Source organism: Pseudohongiella sp. (assembly GCF_040877505.1).
Lineage (GTDB): Bacteria > Pseudomonadota > Gammaproteobacteria > Pseudomonadales > Pseudohongiellaceae > Pseudohongiella.
The window spans coordinates 103,117-123,851 of record NZ_JBBDNQ010000013.1 but is presented as its reverse complement, the minus strand read 5'-3'; the positions used below and the strand labels follow the sequence as shown (position 1 = coordinate 123,851).

Annotated in this window: 15 protein-coding genes and 1 tRNA gene; 10 read left to right on the top strand and 6 right to left on the bottom strand. The window is 54.7% G+C overall.

What is annotated here, in order from left to right; genetic code table 11:
- Positions 1-426: 426 nt before the first annotated feature.
- The gene (locus WD071_RS04485; protein WP_368047140.1) at positions 427-681 is read left to right on the top strand and encodes a type II toxin-antitoxin system RelE/ParE family toxin; all 255 of its coding nucleotides are present in this window, start codon (positions 427-429) and stop codon (positions 679-681) included.
- Positions 665-1,003, top strand: coding sequence for a helix-turn-helix domain-containing protein (locus WD071_RS04480; RefSeq protein ID WP_368047139.1), 339 nt, complete (start codon positions 665-667; stop codon positions 1,001-1,003). The genes WD071_RS04485 and WD071_RS04480 overlap by 17 nt, the downstream gene beginning before the upstream one ends.
- A 59-nt stretch (positions 1,004-1,062) precedes the next feature.
- On the opposite strand, the gene WD071_RS04475 is transcribed toward WD071_RS04480, so the two are convergent.
- Entirely contained in the window at positions 1,063-1,686 is a 624-nt protein-coding gene (locus WD071_RS04475) for a TetR family transcriptional regulator (RefSeq protein ID WP_368047138.1), read from the bottom strand.
- 172 nt (positions 1,687-1,858) lie between these two features.
- On the opposite strand from WD071_RS04475, the gene WD071_RS04470 reads away from it, so the two are divergent.
- Together WD071_RS04470 and WD071_RS04465 are read left to right on the top strand one after the other, a co-directional pair.
- Positions 1,859-3,055 (top strand): efflux RND transporter periplasmic adaptor subunit, encoded by a 1,197-nt coding sequence (locus WD071_RS04470; protein WP_368047136.1) that lies wholly within the window; start codon positions 1,859-1,861, stop codon positions 3,053-3,055.
- A 62-nt stretch (positions 3,056-3,117) separates the two neighbouring features.
- Positions 3,118-6,258 (top strand): efflux RND transporter permease subunit, encoded by a 3,141-nt coding sequence (locus WD071_RS04465; protein WP_368047135.1) that lies wholly within the window; start codon positions 3,118-3,120, stop codon positions 6,256-6,258.
- A gap of 8 nt (positions 6,259-6,266) precedes the next feature.
- On the opposite strand, the gene secD is transcribed toward WD071_RS04465, so the two are convergent.
- Together secD and WD071_RS04455 are read right to left on the bottom strand one after the other, a co-directional pair.
- On the bottom strand, positions 6,267-8,807 hold the full coding sequence (secD, locus tag WD071_RS04460) for a protein translocase subunit SecD (protein ID WP_368047134.1): 2,541 nt from the start codon (positions 8,805-8,807) through the stop codon (positions 6,267-6,269).
- Positions 8,808-8,850: 43 nt separating this feature from the next.
- Positions 8,851-9,306 carry a hypothetical protein gene (locus WD071_RS04455; protein ID WP_368047133.1) on the bottom strand — a complete coding sequence of 152 codons (456 nt, stop codon included), beginning with the start codon at positions 9,304-9,306 and terminating at the stop codon, positions 8,851-8,853.
- A gap of 185 nt (positions 9,307-9,491) precedes the next feature.
- Here WD071_RS04455 and WD071_RS04450 point away from each other — a divergent pair, with 185 nt between their 5' ends.
- From WD071_RS04450 to WD071_RS04435, 4 genes are all read left to right on the top strand, one after another.
- Positions 9,492-12,062, top strand: a complete 2,571-nt coding sequence (locus WD071_RS04450; protein ID WP_368047132.1) for a TonB-dependent receptor — start codon at positions 9,492-9,494, stop codon at positions 12,060-12,062.
- Between the two features lie 165 nt (positions 12,063-12,227).
- Complete coding sequence (locus WD071_RS04445) at positions 12,228-12,812, top strand: outer membrane beta-barrel protein (protein ID WP_368047131.1); 585 nt, start codon at positions 12,228-12,230, stop codon at positions 12,810-12,812.
- 340 nt (positions 12,813-13,152) lie between these two features.
- A complete protein-coding gene (locus tag WD071_RS04440; RefSeq protein WP_368047130.1) occupies positions 13,153-13,614 on the top strand; it encodes a hemerythrin domain-containing protein in 462 nt (153 codons plus the stop codon).
- A 295-nt stretch (positions 13,615-13,909) separates the two neighbouring features.
- Entirely contained in the window at positions 13,910-16,249 is a 2,340-nt protein-coding gene (locus WD071_RS04435) for a catalase (protein ID WP_368047129.1), read from the top strand.
- Between the two features lie 72 nt (positions 16,250-16,321).
- Here the strand turns inward: WD071_RS04435 and WD071_RS04430 are convergent, their stop codons facing one another.
- Positions 16,322-16,909 carry a superoxide dismutase gene (locus WD071_RS04430; protein WP_368047128.1) on the bottom strand — a complete coding sequence of 196 codons (588 nt, stop codon included), beginning with the start codon at positions 16,907-16,909 and terminating at the stop codon, positions 16,322-16,324.
- Between the two features lie 224 nt (positions 16,910-17,133).
- Here WD071_RS04430 and WD071_RS04425 point away from each other — a divergent pair, with 224 nt between their 5' ends.
- Complete coding sequence (locus WD071_RS04425) at positions 17,134-17,913, top strand: hypothetical protein (protein ID WP_368047127.1); 780 nt, start codon at positions 17,134-17,136, stop codon at positions 17,911-17,913.
- Between the two features lie 95 nt (positions 17,914-18,008).
- Positions 18,009-18,093, top strand: a tRNA-Leu gene (locus tag WD071_RS04420).
- A gap of 15 nt (positions 18,094-18,108) precedes the next feature.
- On the opposite strand, the gene WD071_RS04415 is transcribed toward WD071_RS04420, so the two are convergent.
- Together WD071_RS04415 and WD071_RS04410 are read right to left on the bottom strand one after the other, a co-directional pair.
- The gene (locus tag WD071_RS04415; RefSeq protein WP_368047126.1) at positions 18,109-18,720 is read right to left on the bottom strand and encodes a class I SAM-dependent methyltransferase; all 612 of its coding nucleotides are present in this window, start codon (positions 18,718-18,720) and stop codon (positions 18,109-18,111) included.
- Positions 18,721-18,981: 261 nt separating this feature from the next.
- A complete protein-coding gene (locus WD071_RS04410) occupies positions 18,982-20,553 on the bottom strand; it encodes a DUF3612 domain-containing protein (RefSeq protein WP_368047125.1) in 1,572 nt (523 codons plus the stop codon).
- Positions 20,554-20,735 lie beyond the last annotated feature (182 nt).

Genomic DNA, 20,735 nt, shown 5'->3' with positions numbered 1-20,735 from the left:
GCCGACACCTTGCTCATGATCAAGTCGCGCCCCTCGCGGGCGCGTGGATTGAAACCGGCGAAGTGTATTTGCCAGGCATTGCCGGTAAAGGTCGCGCCCCTCGCGGGCGCGTGGATTGAAACGCGCGTGAAGACCTTAATCCGATTGAATTGAGCAAGTCGCGCCCCTCGCGGGCCCGTGGATTGAAACATGGGGTAAAAGTAATGGCATCGGGAAAACTCAGGCCGCGCTCCTTGCTACGAGAAGAAACATTTGACCACTACACTACCGACAAGCAAAAGTGTCCACGTAGTGCAGATATTAGGCGACATTTAATTGGTTTTCATATGAGTCAATATCACCGGGTAACGTAATTGACGTTGGATGCATTCGCTTAATTGCTTATATATCATTGACCATCTTATATAAAGGCTTATAATTAACAGTGTGAACGAAATACAGTGGTCAAGGAAGGCCCTCAAACAGCTGCGCAAACTCGCGCCTCAAGACGGTAAAGTAGTGTTTGCTGGTGCGGGGGAACTGAGCCGGTTCCCTGAATGCAAGAACGTGAAGCAACTACGCAATCATCAATACGGTTTCCGCCTGCGCGTTGGCCGACATCGCGTGCTGTTTGACTACGATGGTGACGTGAAAATTATCAGTATTGAAGAGGTAAAGAAACGAGATGAAAACACATACTGACGTGCAGATTATCCAGCAGGATGGTAAGCCTGCGTTTGCCGTACTGCCGTATGAAAATTATCTGCAGTTGGTAGGCCAGGAGGCTGATTCGGATGTTTACATTCCGCATGAAGTTGTGGGTTTGTGCATTGAAAAGGGCTTGAGCCTGATTGCAGCCTGGCGTACCTACAAGCGTTTAAACCAGGTCGACCTGGCGCAGCGCATGGGAATCACTCAACCGGCGTTGGCGCAGATGGAAAAAACCGGTGCCAGGCCACAGAAACGAACCTTGGTCAAAGCGGCGGCTGCCCTGGGCGTGCGCGTCGAACAGCTTGTCGAGTAATTATCCCCCGGTTTTGCATGGGTGCAAAGCTGGAGCACTGCAAATGAGATACCACGGCCTCACATCACCCGACAGGAAACCCCACGGAAAAACTGCCGTATAAACGGCCCCGCATTCTGACTCAAATCAAATAGTTCAGGGTCCCGCAGATGTTCGTGCAATATACCGGTCAGATAAAAAAACAGTGACAGGGTCAGCGTGTGCGGGTCCACATCGGCGTCCAGGTGCCCTTGCTTGCGTGCGCGCTTGAAGTAATGCGAAAACAGCTCGATGCTTTTGGCTTTGTTCGCGTTCTGCAAATCCAGAAACGTGGCCATCTCACCTGAGTAATCGCACTTGGTGTAGAAGATGCTGAGGATTTTGCTCTTTCGTGTGTTGGTTTCCAGGTCCATAAGCAGGGCAACACAGAGTTGCTCGAGCTGTTGCAGGGGCTGGGGGTGATCCTTTTCCATGTCAGCCAGCACGGTATCCATGACTGACTGATGCAGTTGGTCCTGCAGGGCAGCAAAAATATCCAGTTTGTTCTTGAAATGCCAGTAGATGGCACCGCGGGTGACACCTGCGCGCTCGGCTATTTCATTCAAGCTGGCGCCCGCCACGCCCTTGTCAGTAAACACATCAATCGCGGCATCCAGAATACTCTGGCGGGTTTCCTGTGCTTGTTCTTTGGTCTTTTTGGCCATCGGGATTCCAGTGCGCTGATGTGTGATTTTTGTTGTCAGCTGCGTTCAAGTCAAGGTTTTAGTATTATACATACATGATTGTATGTATAATACCCGCATCTTCAATCCACTCTTTTTGCCGTCTGAAGCCCGTGCCGCTCGCGCCATGGGTTCGGGGCAGGTCAGGATGTTTATGAAAAACAGATTCGTCGCCGTTTTTATACTGGCGTTGTTTGCTTCGGCCGCTGCATTGACCTGGTTGCAGATCAATGGCGACCCCGCGCAGGCTGCAGAAGCCCGGGAAGACGCAGCCCAGATGTCAGCACCGACGCCGGATGTGGGCGTGATGACCCTGGAACGCGCCTCGCTGCCAACCACGTCAGGAGAATTGCCCGGACGCACACGCGCCTTCCGGCTGGCCGAGATCCGTCCGCAGGTCAGTGGCATTGTCATGCAGCGTCTGTTTGAGGAAGGTCAGATCGTGGAACAGGGGCAGGCGCTATACCAGATTGACCCGGCGATGTATGAAGTTGCCGTCAGTCAGGCCGAGGCAGCCTTGATGACAGCGCGTGCCGATGCCGATATCGCCGCCGTGCGGGAGGGCCGAATCGGTCGCCTGCGGGACAGCGATGCCGTCAGTCAGCAGGATTACGATGATATCAAACTCGCGCTGGCGCAAGCCAAAGCGGCTGTCATGTCAGCCGAGGCGGCGTTGCGCAGCGCTGAAATCAATCTGGAATACACCCGGGTTTATGCCCCCATCACCGGCCAGATCAGTCAGTCGCTGGTGACCGAGGGCGCCCTGGTCACGGCCAACCAGGCCCAGGCACTGGCGGTGGTGACGCAACTGGACCCGATCTATGTCGACGTCATGCAGAGCAGTGAAGAGCATTTTCGCATGCGCGCGCAACTGGCGGCGCAACAGGAGGCATCGGGTGGCGTGCCAGTGTCACTGAGTGTGGCTGACGGTGTTGATTATGGGCATCGGGGCACCCTGCAGTTTTCCAGTGTATTTGTCAGCGAGAGCACGGGTTCGGTGCAGCTGCGCGCGCTGTTTGCCAATCCGGATCAACAGTTGCTGCCAGGCATGTTTGTGCATGCCAATCTGCAGCTGGGCGAGGAGCAGGTGTTGTTAATACCCCAGCAGGCGGCCCAGCGCAGCAATGACGGCAGCGTGAGCGTATGGCGGCTTAGTGGCGACAATACGGTCAGTCAGGTGCCGGTTACGGTGCAACGCGCCGTTGGCAACCAGTGGTTGCTGCGCGACGGGCTCAATCCCGGCGACCGTATCGTGGTGGACGGCTTCCAGCGACTGGCACCGGGCATGGAGGTCAACCCGGTGGCCATCGAAGGTCAGACCCAGCTGTCGTCCGCTGTGTCGGTCAACTAGAGCTGCCGCCGGTCACAACCGTATTCTGAGTCACCAGGGCCGCGCCCTGACAGGACGTATTCATGTCGAACTTTTTTATTCAACGCCCGGTATTTGCCTGGGTAATTGCCATTGTCATCATGCTGGCTGGCGCGCTGTCAATTCTGCGCCTGCCCATCGAGCTGTATCCGGGCGTGGCGCCACCCTCAGTGGTGATCATGGCGAACTACCCGGGTGCGTCTTCGGCCACGGTTGAAAACAGCGTCACTCAGGTTATCGAGCAGCGTCTCACCGGTATCGATAACCTGCGATATTTTGTCTCCAACAGCTCTGATGCCTCGGTCACCATTACTCTGACCTTTGAACCCAACGCCGACCCGGATATTGCCCAGGTGCAGGTGCAGAACAAGGTGCAGGGTGCGGTGCCGTTGTTGCCGCAGGAAGTGCAGGCCATGGGCGTGACCGTCAGCAAAGCCAACAGCAACTTTCTGATGGTGGCCAGCTTTACCTCAAGTGATGGTTCAATATCGCAGCGTGAAGTGGGTGACCTGGTGACATCGACAGTTCAGGATGCGGTTGCCCGCGTCAATGGTGTGGGCAGTGTGACTGTGTTTGGTGATCCGCATGCCATGCGTATCTGGTTGAATCCGGATCAGTTGCAGGCCTATGCGGTTTCCGTAGGCGATGTACAGGCGGCCATACAGGCGCAGAATACGGATGTGTCAGCGGGTCAGCTGGGCGGTTTGCCCGCCGTCAGCGGGCAGCAGATCAATGCCACCATCACTGCGCAGTCGCGCCTGCAGACGGTGGAAGATTTTGAACGCATCATCCTGCGGGTAAATCCGGATGGCTCGCAGTTGCGTCTGGCCGATGTCGCCCGGGTTGAGCTGGGTTCACAAAGTTACAGCCAGGTCGTGCGTTACAAGGGACGTCCCTCTGCCGGTATAGCCGTCAGCATGGCTGCCGGTGCCAATGCACTGCAGACGGCGCAGGCAGTCAAGGACCGTATTGAAGAGCTGCGCCAATCATTGCCGCCGGCCGTCGAAGTGTTCTACCCCAATGACACTACGCCCTTTGTGGAAGCCTCCATTGAAAGTGTGGTGATGACCCTGCTCGAGGCGTTTGTCCTGGTGTTTCTGGTCATGTTCCTGTTTCTGCAGAACATGCGCGCGACGCTGATACCGGCGATTGCGGTGCCGGTGGTGCTGCTCGGCACCTTTGCCGTGCTGTCCACGCTGGGATACTCCATCAACACATTGACCATGTTTGCTGTGGTGCTGTGTATTGGTTTGTTGGTGGACGACGCGATTGTGGTGGTAGAAAACGTTGAGCGTCTGATGGAAGAGGAAGGGCTGTCGCCACGCGAAGCCACCATCAAGTCGATGGGACAGATCTCCGGTGCCTTGATTGGTATCGCACTGGTCCTGTCGGCAGTGTTTGTCCCGATGGCGTTTTTTGCCGGTTCTGCCGGTGTGATTTATCGTCAGTTCTCCGTCACCATGATTACCGCCATCACCTTGTCAGTGTTTGTCGCCATGGTGCTGTCGCCGACGCTGTGTATTTCCTTCCTGAAACCCAAACCTCATCAGGAAGGTCCACAGAAAGGCTTCTTTGGTGTTTTTAACCGGAATTTCGATCGTCTGCGCGACTTCTACCGCCGCTCCTGCTCGTATATGGCGCGACGTATTGTGCGGTATGTCGGGCTCTATCTGGGCATACTGCTGGTTATGGCGTTTCTGTTTGCCCGCATGCCGGGTGCCTTCCTGCCCGATGAAGACCAGGGCATACTCTTTTTCCAAGTGACCGCCCCGGCTGGAGCGACCATTGAGCGCACGCTGGAAAGTGTGCAGCAGGTGGAAGACTACATGCTCAATGAGGAAGCCGATAACGTAGAGCACATGCTGACGGTGACTGGTTTCAACTTTGCCGGCATGGCGCAGAATGCCGCGCTGGGTTTTATCATGCTCAAAGACTGGGATGAGCGACCTGACCCGGATCAGACGGTGCAGGCAATCGCCGGTCGTGCCATGGGTGCGTTTAGTGACATCCGGGACGCGATGGCGTTTGCTTTCTACCCGCCACCTATTCAGGAGCTCGGCAACGCAGCAGGTTTTGATATGCAGTTGATCGATACCACCGGCCAGGGCCATGATGCGTTGGTTGCAGCGCAGAACCAGCTGCTGCAGGGGGCCGCCGAAAGCCCCCTGTTGGCGGGCGTGCGCCTTAACGGTTTTGAGGATGTGCCACAGTTCAAGATCGACCTGGATTCCGAACGTGCTACTGCGCTGGGCCTGAACATGAGCGACATCAATCAGACCCTGCAGACTGCCTGGGGCTCGCGCTACATTAATGACTTTGTGGATGCCGGTCGTATCAAACGTGTTTACCTGCAGGCCGATGCCGAATTCCGCATGTTGCCGGAAGACATCAATCGCTGGTATGTCCGTAATAACAACGGCGAGATGATTTCATTCGACGAGTTCTCCGATACCCACTGGACCTATGGTTCGCCGTTGTTGACGCGGTTTAATGGCAACTCATCGGTCAATATTCAGGGCGCACCGGCGGCCGGGGTTGCCTCGGGTGCTGCCATGGACGAAATGGAGCGCCTGGTAGGTGAGCTTGGCGAGGGCTTCAGTCTGCAGTGGTCGGGTATTTCTTACGAGGAGCGCTTGAGTGGTTCTCAGGCGCCGATGTTGTACACCTTGTCGATTCTGATTGTGTTTTTGTGTCTGGCGGCGCTGTATGAGAGCTGGTCGGTGCCTATCGCTATCATTCTGGTAGTGCCATTGGGTGTTGTTGGCGCCATTGTTGCGAGCCTGTCTCAGGGCATGAACAACGATGTGTACTTTCAGGTGGCGCTGCTGACCTCTATAGGTCTGTCCGCCAAAAATGCCATCCTGATTGTGGAGTTTGCCAAGCGCCTGGTGGAAAGTGGTCACGATGTGGTGGAGGCCACGCTGATTGCCACCAAACAGCGTTTCCGTCCGATTGTGATGACGTCCATGGCATTTATGCTGGGTGTGTTGCCGATGGCGCTGGCCAACGGTGCTGGTTCTGCCAGTCAGAATGCCATTGGTGTGGGTGTAGTGGGCGGCATGTTCTCCGCCACCTACCTGGCGACCTTCTTTGTGCCGATGTTCTACGTTGCGGTGATGAAGCTGTTTTCACGTCGCCAGCCTGACGCGAAAACAGCTTCCGTACCTGCTGAAAAGCAGAGCTAGCATTCTGTTCAGGGGGTGGATTCCACCAGCGCTGCGGGTTGGTGCAATTGATCCTGCCCCTTGCGCTCGCGCCGTTTACCCAGGAACAGCACAATGGGCGCGGCGATGAAGATCGATGAACTGGTGCTGATGACAATACCAAACAGCATCGGCAGGGCAAAACTGGAGACGGCGCTGCCGCCGGCAATGGCCATGGGCAGAATGGCGACCAGGGTGCTCATCGATGTAAAGACGGTCCGTGTCAGGGTAGCACTGATACTGCGGTCAACCAGTTGCGCAAAATCCTGATCGGGTTTGGCGCGCAGGTTTTCCCGTATCCGGTCAAAAACCACGACCTTGTCGTTGACCGAATAACCTATCAGGGCCAGAAGAGCCGCCACTGCCGTCAAATTGAACTCCACGCCACTGAGCGCAAAAAATCCCAGCGTTTTGGTCAGGTCCAGCGCAATGGTAATCACAGCCGCCACCGCAAAGTGATTCTCAAACCTGAACCAGAGGTATACCAGCATGCCGGCACCCGCCAGCATCACTGCCAGAATGCTCATGTCGGCAAAGTCGCCGCTGACGCGTGGGCCGACCATGTCGGAGCTCTGAAATTCCGCTTCCGGCGCAGCCTGCAGCACCGCTGAACGCAGGTTGTCCATCACCTGGCTGTTGTCAGCGTTTTCCTGGATAGCCTGGCGCAGTTGATAGGTGTCGCTGGTGATGGTATCACCGCCCGCCCGGGCAGTTTCCTGCACAGAAATATCACTGAGCCCTGCATTGGCCAGACTGCTTCGCAATTGCTCGATTGATGTGTCGGGAGCCCGGACTTCCAGCAACGCGCCACCGCTGAAGTCAATGCCGAAGTCCAGCCCCGGTTTCGCCAGCAGACCAATGGATGCCACTGACAGAATTGCCGACACTATCAGACCGGCAACACTGGCGCGCATAAAGTTGATCACACGTTTGCCGCTGCTGAAACTGTCGCCCAGCCGATCGAACAGCGGCAGGCCGGATACCGACAGGGTTTTCTGCCCGGACAGGCGTATGCGCCATTCCATCAACACGCGGGTAACCGCCACCGAGGTGAACAATGAGGTCAGCAAACCGATGCCCATGGTCACGGCGAACCCTCGCACCGGCCCTGAACCCATGGTGAACAAAAGGCTGATGGCAATCAACGTGGTGATGTTGGAATCGATAATGGTGCCGTAGGCTTTACGGAAACCATTGTCCAGCGCCAGCCACGGGGTTTTGCCCTGGCGCAGTTCATCCCGGATGCGTTCATTGATCAGGATATTGGCATCCACGGCCATGCCCATGACCAGGATCAGGCCGGCAATACCGGGCAGGGTAAGCGTTGCACCAAGCAGGCTGAGGACACCAAAAATCAGCCCCATATTGATGCTCAGACTGAACCAGGCGATCAGTCCCCAGCTGCCATACACGGCAACCATAAAGGCGAGTACCAGCGCGGCGCCCACCATACCGGCGAGCAGACCCATGCTGATGGAATCGCTGCCCAGGCTGGGGCCGACGCTGCGCTCTTCAATGACATCCAGTGCCGCCGGCAACGCGCCTGCACGTAACAGCATGGCCAGGTCAGTGGCTTCGACGGCATTAAAGCCACCGCTTATTTCACCGCTGCCGGTGGTGATGGCGCTGCGAATGACCGGCGCCGTGATCACTTTGTCATCGAGCACAACGGCCAGTGCGCGTCCGATATTGGCCTGTGTCATGTCACCGAACTGGCGACCACCGGTGTTGTCGAGCGTAAAGTTGACAACCGGCATGCCGGTTTGTTGTTGCAGGACCATCAGCGCATTGCGCACATGGCGTCCTTCCATGGCGACCTGACGCTCCAGACGATAAACCTGAGTATCGTCGTCCTGGCCCGGCAACTCAATCACGTCAGTGGACCTGTTGTCGGCCACCCAGTGGAAATTCATTTTGGCGGTGGTGCCCAACAGCTCTTTGACCCTTTGCGGATCGCTGACGCCGGGCAACTGCACCACGATGCTGTCCTGGCCCTGGCGGGTAATGCTGGGTTCCACCATCCCGGTTTCATCCAGGCGGCGGTGCACGATGTCCAGGCTTTGCGTCACGGCGTCCTGCTGCAGCGCATCGCGGTGGGTCTCGGTCATGATCAGTGTCAGGGTATTGTTGTCACGATCCAGAGTGTACGCCGGCGGGCCACTGTGGGCTTCTGCCAGGGTGTCTCGGGCGATCCGGGTCAGGTCTTCCATGTCGCTGGCATCGCGCAGGCCGATCTGCACACTCTCCATATCTGCTTTGGGTTTCAGGTAGCGGATACCGGCCTGTCGCAGATTGTCTGCCAGCACATCGGCAAGCTGTTGATTTTCGCTCTGCAACAGATCCTCCATGTCCACGGCCAGCAGCAGGTGGGAGCCGCCGCGCAGGTCAAGGCCAAGGCTGAATTGATTGCTGGCATACCAGTCCGGCAGGCGTTGTTGTACACCGTCAGGCAGAGTGGCGGGAAGGGCGCTGAGCAGGCCCAGTAGAATGACGAAACCGTACCACAGGGTACGTTTACCTAAAGCACGCATAAAGTCCTCACAAGAAAGTCAAAAACGGGGAAAGTTTTCTATTTCAGGAGAACAGCGGAGGAGCCCGGGGGCTGCCGGTGAGTTGGTAAAACGAGGGTAGGCTTCTGTGGGTGCCCGGCGCGTAACCCTGGGAGGTGACGGTTGACTTAAGGTCACAGAAAGTCTGCACCGCGGCAGCCAGATCAGCAGCGCTGTCTGTGGCGTCGCCGCCCGCGGGCAAGTGCATGGGTATGCGGGCTGGTGCCGAACTGAACTGTCGTGATGACAGCAGTGCATGGGTGGCCGGTCCGATAGTTTCTGCCTGGCGGGGCGTCGTCGGCGTGCTCTGCGCCTGATGCGTGTTGGTCGCTGACGCTGCCTCAACAGGCGTGTCAACGGTGTTGCCATAACCGTATGCACCGGCCAGAAAACACAAAAGCAATGCAAAAGCGCGCAGCCCCGCATTGGTTGTCAGCATCGGTAATGGGTGAAGGCGTTGTTTGATGACAGGGTTACTCACGATTGGACTTATACGCCTGAGATGGGGCTTTGGCAAGCAGTATTCAAGCCCGTGTCACTGTGTCGTCACTGTGTCGTCACTGTCAGTTCTTGTGTCTGTCACATAATCGTCACGGTGTTGACACGGCGTCGTCACAAAGGCTCGCTAAGCTCCCCCCGATTCCCACATAAGAACGGAGCGATGCAATGAACAAACAAGCGCCATTTACCGGTCGCAGACTGGCCACTGCCATCATGCTGGCGGGTCTGAGCACCACCGGCACCGCACAGACTGCAACACAGGATCCGGCTCTGGAAACGATCACGGTGTTTGGTCAACGTGAAGCAGCCAACCGGGCGCTGGGCCTGTACCGCGAGTCTGACGCCGTAGCCAATTACATTTCTGCTGACGACATGGGGCAGTTTGTTGATCAGAATGTCGCCGAGTCTTTGCAACGCCTTCCCGGTTTGTCCATTTCCCGCGATCAGGGCGAAGGCCGTTTTGTCAGCGTGCGCGGCGTGTCCGCCGGTTTGAGTACGGTGACTATCAATGGTATGCGTATCGGTACGCCTGAGGACGGCTCGCGCGCAGTGCCGCTGGATGTTATCCCCACCGGTTCTGTCGATGGTATTGAAGTTGTCAAAGTACCTACACCGGATATGCCCGGTGACGCCGTGGGTGGTTCCATTAACGTGAGTTCGGCATCGGCCTTTGACCGTGATGGCCGTCAGATCACCTACCGCCTGGAAGGCTCCCACAATGACCTGAGTGGTGAAACCAGCCCCAAGGCTCAGTTCAACTTCAGTGACGTGGTGGATGGTTTCGGCGGCACCGACAACATTGGCATTTCGTTTGGCCTGAACTACCTGAACCGAAAACTGGAGTCAGACAATATTGAGCCGGTCTACGATTTCCTGGAATTTAATGGCGACGACGTTTTTACGTTGCTGGAAGTCAACGAGCGAAAATATTTTGTTGAACGTGAACGTCTTGGTTTTAACCTGAATCTGGAGTATCAGGCTGACGAAAACACGCGCTTCTATGCCAACACCGTGTACAGCGAATTCAGTGATGCGGAAACCCGCCAGCGTAATGTGTTCGTTTTTGAAGATGCCACCATTACTGCTTACGATGGCAGTAATGTGACTTACAGCGATATCCCGGAAGACAGTTTCCGGCGTCGCATCCGTTTCCGTACCAAAGAGCAGGATACCTTGGCATTTGCTGCCGGTGGTGAGCATGATTTCCAGACCTGGTCGCTGGACTATAACGTTGGTATATCTACCACGGACGAACGTGTACCGGATGAGAAAGAGGGCCGTTTCGAAAAGACCGGTGACGCGCTGGGAGCCAACGTGCAGTTTGGTCAGGGTATACCCAACTATACGTTTACGGAGAATGGTGCCCCTGCCGTTGGCTACCTGGATAACAGCCTTTATGAGCTCGATCGTGTAGTACTCGAACCGATCTCAGTCGATGACGATGATTTCAATTTTGCACTCAATATGGAAGTGCCAATGGCCTTCGGCATCGAATCCCTGACCGTCAAGACCGGTATTGATGGCCGGTTCAAGGACAAAGTTGCTGATGTTAACGAATTCGAAGAGCGTGATACGCCGGATGTTCTGCTATCACAGTTTACTACTGGCGCGCCGTCCTATGGATTGAGCGATCTTGGTCAGGGTATCAGTTCATCGGCGTTTGTTGATTTCTATAACAGAAATCGCAGTGACTTCAAGGCTCGACCTCAGGATGTGCAAGAGAATCTGGCACTTAATTCGGCGCAGGATTTCAGCGCTGAAGAAGATGTGACAGCTGGCTACATGATGGGTACCTGGGATCTGGATCGGGTTCGCGTGATTGCGGGTGCCCGCATCGAGCGCACTGACTATACTGCCGATGGCAACGAGCTGTTGTTCGATGAAAATGGTGATCTCAGCATCAGTGCCCGCTCTGTATCCGCAAAATACACCGATGTGTTACCTGGCCTGCACCTGCGCTACGAGCCTGTCGATAATCTTGTGGTTCGCGCAGCCTGGAGCAACACCATTGCCCGCCCCAGCTTCAGTGATATTTCGCCACGCTCGCAGATCAACCGCGAAGACATGGAAATCGAACTGGGCAACCCGGATCTGGATCCCTACAAATCCACCAACTTCGATTTGCTGGCGGACTGGTACTACGGCAACTCGGGTGTGATCTCTGCCGGTGTGTTCCATAAAGATATAGACGATTACATCGTTGACTTCTCCACCACACAAAATCCGGAATTCGCCGGATTCGAAGTCGACCAGCCCATCAACGGTACCAAAGCCTCAGTAACCGGCATTGAGTTCAATGTGCAGCAAGGTTTCGAAATGTTCAATGAATCCCTGATGGGTTTTCTGGCCGGTCTCAACCTGACTGCGCTGGATACCGATCTGGAAATCGACGAGCGTGCCGGTGAGTCGTTTGCCCTGCCGGAAGCGGCGGAGCGTTCGGGTAACTTCTACGTGGGTTATGAAAATGAACTGTTCAGCGCACGATTGAGTGTCTCCTATCGCGACAAGTTTCTCAGCGAAGTGGGCGACACCGAGCAGTTTGACCTGTACGTGGCGCCGCACACCCAGGTGGACATGACGGCATCCTACCGCTTCAGCCCGCGCTTTGAACTGGTGGCGGAGCTGACCAACCTGACCGATGAGGCTCTGGAGCTGTATCAGGGTTCGAAGAACTTCACTTATCAGTTTGAAGAGTACGGCCCTACATTTGCCATTGGCTTCAAGGGTCAGTTCTGACCCAGACTTGACGGCAGAAAGAAGCCCGGCGGACGATCACTGATTGTCCGCCGGGTTTTTGTTTTGGGGTTACCGAACGTGCGGCCTTGCCACTCTGCTATACTCCCGACGCAGCCTGTCTGTTTGGCTGTATACAGCATTTTTATGGATGAGGGGAGAGAATTAATGAAGAATATCAAATCGTTATTGTTCACAGGTCTGATAGCGCCAGGGCTGGCTCTGGCAGATGCATCTGACTATAGCTATATTGAGGGCAGCTATCTCCAGGGTGAGTCTGGTGGCGTCGAGATCGACGGGTTTGGCGTGAATGCCAGCCTGGAATTTTTTGACAGAATTCTGGCCGTGGCCAGTTTCACGGATCTGGGACTGGATGACGATTCACCCGGAGCTGACCTGGATGGTGATATTCAGTCAGTCGGCCTGGGCTACGTTTTTGGCCGCAACGAAACAGCAAGTGTATACGGCACTGTCAGCTACATCGAGTACGATGTCCGCGGACGTCTAGGCAGCGTTACTTTTGGCGATGACAGTGAGGGTGCGCAGTTCGAGCTGGGTGCGCGCATGAATCTGAGCCCGGAAGCCGAGCTTGTTGTTGCTGTAAAGCATACTGATCTGGGCCAGGGCGATGAAGATACAACACCGGGTGTCGGGCTGGTGTATCAGTTTTTGCCAGCATTGGCGGGCACCTTGACTTACAGCCGCAATTCCGACGATGACCTGATGGGTCTGGGACTGCGTCTGACTTTCTAATGCAGTCGTTAACAAGCTTATTGACGAATGATTAAAAAATGGCCCTTCGGGGCCATTTTTTTTCTGAAATGATTAACATAGCGTGTAGTAGCGCACCGAAGAGATGCCGCCAACGAGGGAATATAGCTGAGAATTCCATAGCCTATCGGCAGTCGACGTGAATCAAGCTGATAGCCATCGTGATCATTTCTAATGACCTGAAACCTGTAAGAGGATTCAAATAATGCGATCAATACTCCTTTTTTTTCTCGGCATTCCCAGTCCGATCATCACTCTGCTGGCGATCATACTTAAGTACTCGTTTGCCAGCTTTCGTCCCGCGCAGTGTTAAAGGATTCCTATGACAGCCAAATCAGATAGTAAAGACAGCAACGATGCAGTAGCCATGTTGATGAGTGATCACCGCAAAGTGGAGAAAGTGTTCGCAGACTTCGAAAAGCTCAAATCCGAGGATGCGACAGGTAAAAAGAAGCTGGTTGATAAAATCAGTAAAGAGCTGCTTGTCCACATGACACTAGAGGAAGAGATATTCTATCCAGCCGTCGCTGAAGAGGTTAAAGGTGCCAAAGGCGTGGTCAAGGAAGGTATTGTCGAGCACGCGGGGGCCAAAGATCTTATAAAACAACTTAAAGCCATGAAGGGTGATGAAAGCCTGTTTGATGCAAAAGTAAAGGTCCTTTCTGAACAGATTGAGCATCATGTCAAGGAAGAGGAAGACGAAATGTTTCCCAAGGTCAAAAAATCATCATTGGACCTGGCTGCGTTAGGCAAGGAAATGGCGACAATGAAAGCGGGTCTCTAAGGCGGGCAGTGTATTTTTGCCGGCAACGTTTACAAGCAGTACTACTGCTGCCCGTAGTGAAATGAAAAAGGCGCACTCAATTGAGAGTGCGCCTTTTTTTATCTGCGGCGCAACCACCAATTAAGCAGGTAGCCGGCTGGATTGACCCGAATGACGCGTCCGTGCGCCAGCACACCGATGCGAGTTGATAAGGCGGCGTATGCTGACAAATGTTGCTAATAAAAATATTTCTAAAAAATACTCACTTTCTATTGCTTGATCTGTCGAGCGGATCGAGCTCACTGGAGCTGCATTCATGACCAGAAATAATTCAACATCAGACAAAAAAATGGCAAACGAATCGTTGGCCCAGGATACACAGGAGTTGGTTGCGAAGATGCCGTTTAACAAAAACAAGTCGCTGGAGCACGGTCATGACAATGCCTTGTCCCCGCCACAAGGTGATATCAATTCGCCCAAAAGCAGCCGGGTCACCGCCAGCACGGCGACTGAAGAAAGCTTTTCCCCAAAGACCGGGCATGCAGCAGAAGCTGGCTGCAATGCGACCATTGCGTCTCTTGAACGCGTCCGTGCGGATGCCAGCGGGCAGCGCCTTACCACTAATCAGGGTGTCCCTGTCGCTGACAACCAAAACTCACTGAAAGCCGGTTTGCGCGGTCCTGTCTTGTTAGAAGATTTTATCCTGCGGGAGAAAATAACGCATTTTGATCACGAGCGCATACCGGAGCGAATCGTGCATGCGCGAGGATCGGCGGCACACGGTTATTTTGAAGCTTACGAGTCTCTGGCAGACGTGACCCGAGCGGCACCATTTGCCAAAAAAGGCAAGCGCACACCTGTTTTCGTTCGATTTTCGACTGTGGCTGGCGAACGTGGCTCTGTTGATACCGCGCGTGATGTGCGAGGTTTTGCCGTCAAGTTTTACACGGATGAAGGAAATTGGGATTTGGTTGGCAACAATATTCCGGTATTTTTTATTCAGGACGCCATAAAATTCCCGGATCTGATCCATGCTGTTAAACCAGAACCTCATAACGGGATGCCGCAGGCAGGTTCTGCGCATGATACATTCTGGGACTTTGCCTCACTGATGCCTGAAACCACGCACACACTGATGTGGGCAATGTCTGACCGCGGTATTCCGCGCAGCTATCGCATGATGCAGGGGTTTGGCGTACACACCTTTCGCCTGGTCAATGAGAGTGGCGAATCAAAATTTGTCAAATTTCATTGGACACCCAAATTAGGTACGCACTCACTGGTGTGGGATGAGGCCACCAAAATACAGGGCGCGGATAATGATTTCCATCGCCGCGATTTATGGGATGCCATAGAGTCAGGTGAATTCCCGGAGTGGGAACTGGGTCTGCAGATATTCAGTGAAGAGGAAGCCGAGAAGTACAGTTTTGATGTGCTGGATGCCACCAAAATCGTGCCTGAGGAACTGGTTCCCATTCGGCCTGTCGGTCGCATGATGTTGAATCGGAATCCTGATAATTTTTTTGCCGAAACCGAACAGGTCGCATTTTGTACCGCTCATGTCGTCCCCGGCATTGACTTCAGTAACGATCCTTTGCTGGCAGGCCGTATTCATTCATATGTCGATACGCAGATATCCAGATTGGGTGGACCGAATTTTCATGAGCTGCCGATTAATTCCCCGATAGCGCCGGTCCACAACAATCAGCGAGACGGCATCCACCGCCAGACCCTGAATCGGGGTCGTGTTGCCTACGAACCCAACTCGCTTGGCGGCGGTTGTCCATTCCAGACCGGCAGCATGGGTTTTATGTCTTTCCCACAAAACGTCAAGGAAGACAAAGTTCGTGGCAAACCGGAAAAATTTGCCGATCATTACACTCAGTCCACGTTGTTCTGGAACAGTCAGAAGGACTGGGAAAAGGAACATATAGTTGGGGGTTTCCGGTTCGAGTTGTCCAAGGTGACGGTGCCGGCTATTCGTAAGCGTATGCTTTCATCACTGGTTAATGTTGCCCCTGAGCTGGCAGAGGGGGTTGCCAAAGGGCTTGGCATGGCGGTGCCACAGGCCATGCCCCTGGCGCTGCCGAATCTGGCGATTCCAGAGGTCACTGTATCCCCGGCACTGTCCTTGACAGCCTTGCCTGGCGACGGTGGCATCCGTAGCCGCAAGATCGCGCTGCTCGCTGTTGATGGTATTGCGGGCAAGGCTTTGCTGGAGACCATGACAGCGCTGACAGCAGCCGGTGCGGTCACCGTTGTTATTGCCGCTCATCTGGGCCAGGTGGAAACCTCGGACGGCAGCTCGCTGGAGGCCGATGCGACATTTGAAAATTCACCGTCGGTGCTTTTTGATGCCGTGGTGTTGCCTGATGGAGATGTGGGCGTAGATGAGCTTATGACCTTGTTGGCAGTGCAGGAATTTATAAGCCATCAGTATTTGCATGGCAAGACCATACTGGCGTTGGGCGCGTCCTCAGCGCTGCTTGACAAGGTTGGAGTGCAGCGGAAATTGCCTGACGGCAGTGACGATGAGGGCGTGTTGGAATCGTCTCGGGAAGGGAAAAAGCAGACGAAATCAGGCCCCGGTACAGTGAACAAACAATTCATCGCAGCCGTGGCCAAGCACCGTCATCATGGTCGTCCGGGGATTTGATTAACATCTGCCCCGGACGCACTCCGTTGCGCTCCCCGGGAAGAGGGCGCAGCGGAGTCCGGGGGGCTGCAATCAGGCCAGGTTCTTGTTGGCGAAATCCCAGTTGACCAGGTTATCCAGAAACGCTGCCAGGAAGTCCGGACGACGATTCTGGTAGTCCAGGTAGTAGGCGTGCTCCCACACATCACAGACCAGAACGGGTTTGGCGCTTGTGGTCAGCGGGGTTTCAGCATTGGGTGTTTTTGCAATCTTCAGCTTGCCACCATCGAGCACCAGCCAGACCCAGCCGCTGCCGAACTGGCCGACACCGCCTGCGACGAACTCTTTCCGGAAATCGTCGTAACTGCCGAAATCGGCATTGATCTTGTCGGCAATGGCGCCGCTTGGAGCACCGCCGCCTGCAGGTTTCATGCTGTTCCAGAAGAACGTGTGATTGTAGACCTGGGCCACGTTGTTAAACAGCGGGCCACCGACTTTGGCGCTGGCACGGACCAGGTCTTCCAGATTGTCAGCGTCTACACCGGCATCCGCCAGCAACTCATTGCCTTTGTCTACATAGGTTTTGTGGTGTTTACCGTGGTGAAACCCGAGTGTGTCAGCAGACATATGCGGTTCCAGCGCATTGGCTGCGAAGGGTAGAGCGGGCAATTCTAATTTCATACAAACCTCGTTAAATCCATGAATAAAAGTCATGTTTACATGGTCTGTCAGCATAAATCACAACGCCCGGTGTTTCAAGGCAGACAAATCCTTAGCTCGATCACAGCGAGCCCTCAGCGAGGCTAAATAAAGAGGGCCAGAGAGGCTTTGCCGCCGGACCTGCATTGCGTCTACAATACACGCCAAGCGTATGCAAGCGTGCCAATGCATTGAGGACAAGAACGATGCGAGACAATGATGATCTGGGTGATATACCGTCAATGGTGCCCGACCGGGATGAGGTTGCAGACCGTCAGCAGGCGCGTCGACAGCCTGATCTGGTAAAAAATGTCAGTTACGCCGAAACCATCAAAGTCAGCACCTGGCCGGTCCGTATCATGCTGGGTGTGCTGAGCCTGGCTATTCTGACGGGTGCGGGGCTGGCGTATACAGTATATGAGGAAAATCTCAGGCGCATGGATCAGGCCAACAGCCGGATCATGGATCTTGAGGACCGGCTGGCCATGGTAGGTGATTCTGCCGAGGAGACCACGGGCAATATTATTGAGCGGGTTGACTTCAATTTTTCCGAGATCGATAAGTTGTGGGCCGCACGCAATGCTACCAACGCAGATGTGACCGATCTGACCGGTCGCGTCGCGATCACCGAGACGCGATCTCAGGAGAATCTGACTGCCGTTGAGGAGACCAACCAGCGTCTTGTGCAGACCACCAATCTGGTGGAAGAAACCCGCCGCAGCATCGCCGACCTGCGTGAGGCCTCGGAAGGGCTGGCCTCGCGTGTCAACACCATGAATGCAACGGTCCAGGAGATGCGTGGTGTGGCTCAGGAAGTAGTGAACCTGCGCGCGGAGATAAGCACGGCGGAAGGCGCATCAGGCGGCCTGAATGACCGTCTGATGCGGGTGGAAGAAGCCGTTGAAGCGATCGACGCATACCGCTTGCAGGTCAATCAGACGGTATTGCGCCTGCAGCAGCAAATCGAGGACATGCGCGCAAACTGACACTGACAGGCGCTGATTAACTGGGTATAATGCGCCGCTCCTCGTGCCGGGGGCCCGCAGATGAAAGAGCAGCGGACAGGACCCCGGTATCGCAGGCGGACGTGGTGGAATTGGTAGACACGCTGGATTTAGGTTCCAGTGCCGCAAGGTGTGGGAGTTCGAGTCTCCCCGTCCGCACCATTATCAGGCCTCTGCTTACCCGATAGATCCAGTGGCATGGTGCACAAGCAATGGGTCTGACTGTAATTCATGGTCGGGCGCCCATTTTTTATACGCTACTACGACTGGCCTTGCATACCCCCAAGGACTAAACAGTTTACTTTGTCGAATCTCTGCACGTTGAAATCCTGCCGCTATCAAACTATTCACGATGTTCAGGCCGTAAGTTCTGAACGCGAGTATCGGGGCGTTGTTGCGTAGGGGGTCGATATGATACTCCGGTGAGGTCAAGTGTTCGATTTTGCCGTCCACGCCGAGTGTGGCCCGCTCCAATGTATCGGCGCTCAAGTCCAAAGGCACGGTGAAGACAAAAATTCCTTTGTCCTTTAACACCCGATATACCTCGGCGAAGCCTTTGTCGTCCGCCGGAACATGCTCGAAAACCTCCAGGGAGGTGCACACATCAAAAGTCTGGTCTTTGAAAGTCAGTTGCTGTACATCCTGACATACAACACCATTCCTGTAGGAACCGGGCGCTATGTCATCAAAAAATTCCGAACAGGTCAGGTCCTTGCAGGCCTTTTTCAGGTAGCTAACCAAAGGCCCTCTGGCAGAGAGTTCGTAAACTGAGCTTTCAGAGATATCCACGGCACTTCGAAGCACATTTACAAGAGAAAGTGTGACGAGTGACGCTTGGCAGGAAAGGCACCTGATGGCGATATCTGTTGAATCGAGTTTTACAAAAAATCGCCTAGTATCGCACAAGGGACAATGAGTTCGGGTGACAGAAAGTTGTCCCCAGTTTACGAGCTGGAAAGCTTTGGATATGACACTCACGGACATTGCAAACTCTTGAATAAAAAGACCCGATTTCTGAAGTGTATCACGCTTTGCAATCAAACAGTCCTGTTAACACTCCTGCCGAATCGCCTGTTGCATCTTCTCCATTACCGTTAGTGTATCAGGCGACTCAACTGCCGGATAACAGGCTGGCGTGCGCGGGCACACTGACCCGCGTGAGCAGATTACCCGTGCCGGATTGCTGATGCCACGCTCTATCCAGCCAATGTTGAGTATCCTGGCAGCACTGAGCAGATTCTTGCGGATGGAGGTGGGGATGTCGGCATTGCCACCGCCCCTGACGCAGGCTTCTTTCAGACTGGCGGCCAGTTCGCTGGCCGCACGGCCCTGGGTATCAAGCACCGGGTTCAGATCAATGCCGGCGCACAGGACATGGGGATTGCCGGCCATGTCTTCCACGTTGACTGATTCGCAGCAATATATTCGGGGGCCATTGCTGGTCTCCAGAACGGATATCTGCGCTGAGCTGTCGGCGCTGTCGTTGTTGATCATGCGGAACACTGACCAGTTCTGGCAAGGATCTTCAACCAGACGCATATTGCCCCATGGCAGCGGGATGCCGTTGCCGCGGTAGACCGCCTTGAGGGTGCCGGGCGGGTAAGCATCAAAATAGTGCCAGTGCGGGTAGGAAGATACCGCGGTCATCCGTCGCATCACCACCGAGGGTGAAACGTCCAGTTGTCTGTGCACACTGACTTCGTAGCTGTTACGCTCCAGCAATTGTCGGAACGGGATGCGCGGGCAGAGCAGGGCGCCGGCAAAGAAGCTGCATTCAAAGTCACGCCAAGCGCCAAGAATATCCTGGGCGTCAGGTTGAAAGGATTTTGCGCTGTTCGTGCTGCCGGTATTGCTCTGGTTCCGGCCCGCCAGCAGCACACTCTTTAGTCCATCTTTGTTGTGCAGTGTGCAATGTCCGATATGTAGCGCCAGGTCATATTTTAACCTTGCGGGTTCTGCCTTCAGCAATTCATTCAGATAGAGCGTGCCGGGCGGATCAAAAAAGGAACGAACGGTACTTTTTGAGCGGGCCCCGGTTTCATCCAGGACTTCTTTGGGGGTGCGGGTAAACCACTTGATGGTCAGGCCCAGCTTTCCCACGATAGCCATTAAATCATCGACATGCAGAGGCATGCGTTTCAGGCCTATATCCTCGGCGGCGCGCTCCAGATCGGGGAAATGATTGCGATGGTGCTCCTGATGCGCCCGTATCAGCAGATGGGCAAACTGACGGCCGGTGGTACCGGTCTGGGCCAGCATTTCCGGAATTGCAATCTGCAGGATGTTGTCGCTGAACAAGAAGCCTGGTTCCAGTGCCATGCCGCTGATGCCGCCGTGGCCCGATTTGACGGGTGTGATCGCCGCCTCTGACACGGCATCGTCCATAAACCAGTCAATCTCTTTCTGAAAAACTGCGGCAATGATAGTCAACATGTCTTTGCCCGGCACGCGCTTACCGCGTTCGATCATGGAGATGTAGGACACCGAAGGGGCCGCCTCGGGGTCAATCTTGATGCAACGGGCAGAGAGGTCCTCCAGGGTCAGATGGTGTTGTTTGCGCAGATTGCGAATTTTGGTGCCCAAAAAGTGTGACTGACGCATCAGACTGGCATGGCTTTTCATGATATCCCACCCTCGATTCAGGCCCTGGCGCGGTTTTACTGCTGACAGGTGCTATTTTGTGAAATTAACAATGTGAAATTTTAATTGTCAAATTATTAATTTTAATTCTATACACTGTGCCGGTCTTAAGCAATCCACCACGGTGTCACTTTGACAGAACGGATGGAAACGGATTAAACGGA

Coding starts and splice junctions, on each gene's coding strand:
- WD071_RS04480 (WP_368047139.1), top strand. CDS start 665: ATGAAAACACATACTGACGTGCAGATTATCCAGCAGGATGGTAAGCCT.
- WD071_RS04475 (WP_368047138.1), bottom strand. CDS start 1,686: ATGGCCAAAAAGACCAAAGAACAAGCACAGGAAACCCGCCAGAGTATT.
- WD071_RS04470 (WP_368047136.1), top strand. CDS start 1,859: ATGAAAAACAGATTCGTCGCCGTTTTTATACTGGCGTTGTTTGCTTCG.
- WD071_RS04465 (WP_368047135.1), top strand. CDS start 3,118: ATGTCGAACTTTTTTATTCAACGCCCGGTATTTGCCTGGGTAATTGCC.
- secD (WP_368047134.1), bottom strand. CDS start 8,807: ATGCGTGCTTTAGGTAAACGTACCCTGTGGTACGGTTTCGTCATTCTA.
- WD071_RS04450 (WP_368047132.1), top strand. CDS start 9,492: ATGAACAAACAAGCGCCATTTACCGGTCGCAGACTGGCCACTGCCATC.
- WD071_RS04445 (WP_368047131.1), top strand. CDS start 12,228: ATGAAGAATATCAAATCGTTATTGTTCACAGGTCTGATAGCGCCAGGG.
- WD071_RS04440 (WP_368047130.1), top strand. CDS start 13,153: ATGACAGCCAAATCAGATAGTAAAGACAGCAACGATGCAGTAGCCATG.
- WD071_RS04435 (WP_368047129.1), top strand. CDS start 13,910: ATGACCAGAAATAATTCAACATCAGACAAAAAAATGGCAAACGAATCG.
- WD071_RS04430 (WP_368047128.1), bottom strand. CDS start 16,909: ATGAAATTAGAATTGCCCGCTCTACCCTTCGCAGCCAATGCGCTGGAA.
- WD071_RS04425 (WP_368047127.1), top strand. CDS start 17,134: ATGCGAGACAATGATGATCTGGGTGATATACCGTCAATGGTGCCCGAC.
- WD071_RS04410 (WP_368047125.1), bottom strand. CDS start 20,553: ATGAAAAGCCATGCCAGTCTGATGCGTCAGTCACACTTTTTGGGCACC.